This window comes from Vibrio genomosp. F10 str. 9ZD137, from assembly GCF_049974785.1.
GTDB lineage: Bacteria > Pseudomonadota > Gammaproteobacteria > Enterobacterales > Vibrionaceae > Vibrio.
In genome coordinates this window covers 1-3,049 of record NZ_JBNGCJ010000481.1, presented here as the reverse complement: position 1 = coordinate 3,049, position 3,049 = coordinate 1, and the positions used below count along the sequence as shown (strand labels likewise).

Below are 3,049 nucleotides of genomic sequence, written 5' to 3'. Positions count from 1 at the left end.
GTCGGTGCACGAATCGCCGTAACACCCAAGCCAAGTTGCTCAAGGTTCTGAGCGGCTGACAGAGCCTGATCACAACCACCTATGATGATCGGATTGATTGGGGTCTGCGTTTCTATAACTTGCTCAAACCCGCTCAGTTGATCATTCAGAATCGATTTTAGATTGAACAGTTTTTCTCTACGCCAGTGCTGCGTTTGAATCATATGTAAAGCATGAGATAAAGCATAAGCTTGTGCGGGTGGTATCGCGGTTGAATAGACATGGTGCCGAGCAAACTGGGTGAGGTAATCGCCCACATCGCTATCACAAAGAATCGCTGATCCTGATAAACCAAACGCCTTACCGAAGGTCACAATAAGAATGTTGGGCTTTACCTGGTGGATATCACAACTGCCTTTCCCTTCATCCCCTAATACGCCAATCCCATGGGCGTCATCTATGGCTAACCAAGCGGTTTCACCGATCAGATTCGAGATGGATTGCAGTGGCGCTTTATCGCCATCCATACTAAACACACCTTCGGTAACAACCAATTTATTCGCTGTTTCGCTCATCGGATCCTTTAGTAATGAAGCCAAATGATCGGTATCGTTATGTCTAAATCGACGCATTGCAGCGGGTGACAGCATTCCCGCCTCCATCAGCGAAGCGTGGTTTAGCTTATCTTGATAAACAACATCGGATTTTTCTAACAATGTGAATAACAGCGCTTGATTCGCACTGAACCCCGATGAAAAGAGTATGGCTCGCTCAAAACCCAACCACTCACACAGCGCCCGTTCAAAATTCTGATGGGCGGGTGTAAAACCTGTCACAAGGGGTGAAGCGCCACTGCCACACCCATAAATATCCAGGCCTTTGTGCCAAGCTTGAATCAGTTCACTATCGTTCGCTAACCCTAAATAATCATTACTGGAAAAGTTGATCAGTCGTTGATTATTTCGAGTCAGCTCTGCGGTGTTTCCATTCAGCGTCGGTAACAAAGATCGAGTCAAGCTTTGTGAACGCCTTATGTGCAGTGCTTTCTCTATTCTGCTGTTAAAGCCTTGGTTCATAGAGATTACACTGACGCTTCGTAAAACAAGTCGTCTTTTGTCGGGCGAGAAGCAACGCGCTCTGTCACGCGATCAAGTAATTCACTCTCTTGAATCTCATCGGGTTTTTGAACCACTTGCTGGCTATTAATGCCCAGTTTCTTAAATAGCTGCATATCGCTGTCTTCACCTGGATTTGGCGTGGTCAGTAGCTTGCATCCGTAAAAAATAGAGTTTGCACCGGCCATAAAGCACAGAGCTTGCATTTGCTCGTTCATCCCTTCACGCCCAGCCGACAGGCGAACCGCAGACTTTGGCATCATAATTCTGGCAACAGCGATTAAGCGTATGAAGTCAAATGGGTCAACATCATCGACTTCTTCAAGGGGGGTCCCTTTTACTTTAACCAACATGTTAATTGGCACACTCTCTGGTTGCACTGGAAGGTTCGCCAGCTCAACAAATAAGCCTGCGCGATCATTGGTGCTCTCGCCAAGGCCGATAATGCCGCCAGAGCAGATTTTCATTCCTGCGTCACGAACATGAGACAAGGTATCCAAACGATCTTGATAGGTTCGGGTGGTAATGATGTTTCCATAGAATTCTGGCGATGTATCCAAATTATGGTTGTAATAATCAAGGCCAGCGTCAGCCAGTACTTTTGCCTGTTTAGGCTCTAGCATGCCAAGGGTCATGCAGGTCTCTAGCCCTAGCTCTTTGACACCTTTGATCATTTCGGTCAGGTGCGGCATGTCGCGTTCTTTCGGATTTTTCCACGCGGCGCCCATACAGAAACGAGTTGAGCCCGCTTGCTTGGCTTTCTGCGCGGCATCCAGTACCCGGTCTACTTCCATCAAACGTTCTTTCTCTACACCGGTTTGATAACGAGCGCTTTGTGGACAGTATTTACAATCTTCTGGACAAGCGCCCGTCTTAATAGAGAGCAAAGTACTGACTTGGACATGATTATGCGGCTGAAATTCCCGATGAACGAGCTGTGCTTCAAACAACAGATCCATGAATGGTTTTTGCATTAATTGCTGAACTTCTGCATGAGTCCAATCGTGACGTATTTGCACAGCGCTTTCCTTATTAAGTAATTCATCATTATTGTTATGGATACTTGGCTAGTGTACTGATAAGCGATAGACTGTCAACAACATAAAAACAAACAAGTTTACACTTGTACAAAAAACAAACAGAGAGTTTCTTTGCATGGATCTAAACTTCGATAAAAATCATATTTGGCACCCCTACACTTCGACCATTAACCCTTTAACCTGTTATCCGGTAGTGGGCGCTGAAGGTGTATTTATTGAATTGGAGACAGGAGAACAATTGGTGGATGGTATGTCTTCCTGGTGGTCGACGATTCACGGCTACAATCACCCTCATTTAAACCAAGCGGCGCATAACCAGATCGACAAGATGTCTCATGTCATGTTTGGAGGCATGACTCACAACCCGGCTATTGAACTGTGTAAGAAGCTTGTTCGCTTAACTCCCCCTAATTTAGAGAAAGTGTTTTTGGCCGATTCCGGCTCTGTTGCGGTTGAAGTCAGTTTAAAAATGGCGCTGCAATACTGGCATGCGAAAGGTCAGCCGAAATCAAAGTTCCTAACCCTACGCGATGGCTACCATGGGGATACATTTGCCGCAATGTCGGTAACCGACCCTGTTAACTCAATGCATTCTCTATATAAAGGATTCTTACCCGAGCATATTTTCGCGGACTCGCCAAAAATCGGATACTGGCAAGAATGGGATGACTCAGATCTCGATGATTTCAAACTCAAGCTAAGGGAACACCACAACGATGTAGCCGCGGTAATCCTGGAGCCCATCGTTCAAGGTGCAGGGGGAATGAGAATGTATCACCCTGAGTATTTGAAAGGCGTGCGTAAACTTTGCGATGAATATGGGGTGCTGTTGATTTTAGATGAAATCGCCACGGGCTTTGGCCGCACTGGCAAGTTGTTTGCTTGCGAACATGCTCAGATTGAGCCAGATATACT

At 46.1% G+C, this 3,049-nt stretch carries 3 protein-coding genes; 1 reads left to right on the top strand and 2 read right to left on the bottom strand.

The window, feature by feature from the left end:
- Both ACP45E_RS11585 and bioB read right to left on the bottom strand, forming a co-directional pair.
- The coding region (locus ACP45E_RS11585) for an 8-amino-7-oxononanoate synthase (protein WP_069585031.1) at window positions 1–1,055 on the bottom strand (1,055 nt) is incomplete at its 3' end.
- Between the two features lie 5 nt (window positions 1,056–1,060).
- Window positions 1,061–2,113, bottom strand: a complete 1,053-nt coding sequence (gene bioB / locus ACP45E_RS11580; protein ID WP_017034892.1) for a biotin synthase BioB — start codon at window positions 2,111–2,113, stop codon at window positions 1,061–1,063.
- 136 nt (window positions 2,114–2,249) lie between these two features.
- Here bioB and ACP45E_RS11575 point away from each other — a divergent pair.
- A partial coding sequence (locus ACP45E_RS11575; RefSeq protein ID WP_141707311.1) for an aminotransferase class III-fold pyridoxal phosphate-dependent enzyme occupies window positions 2,250–3,049 on the top strand: 800 nt, incomplete at its 3' end.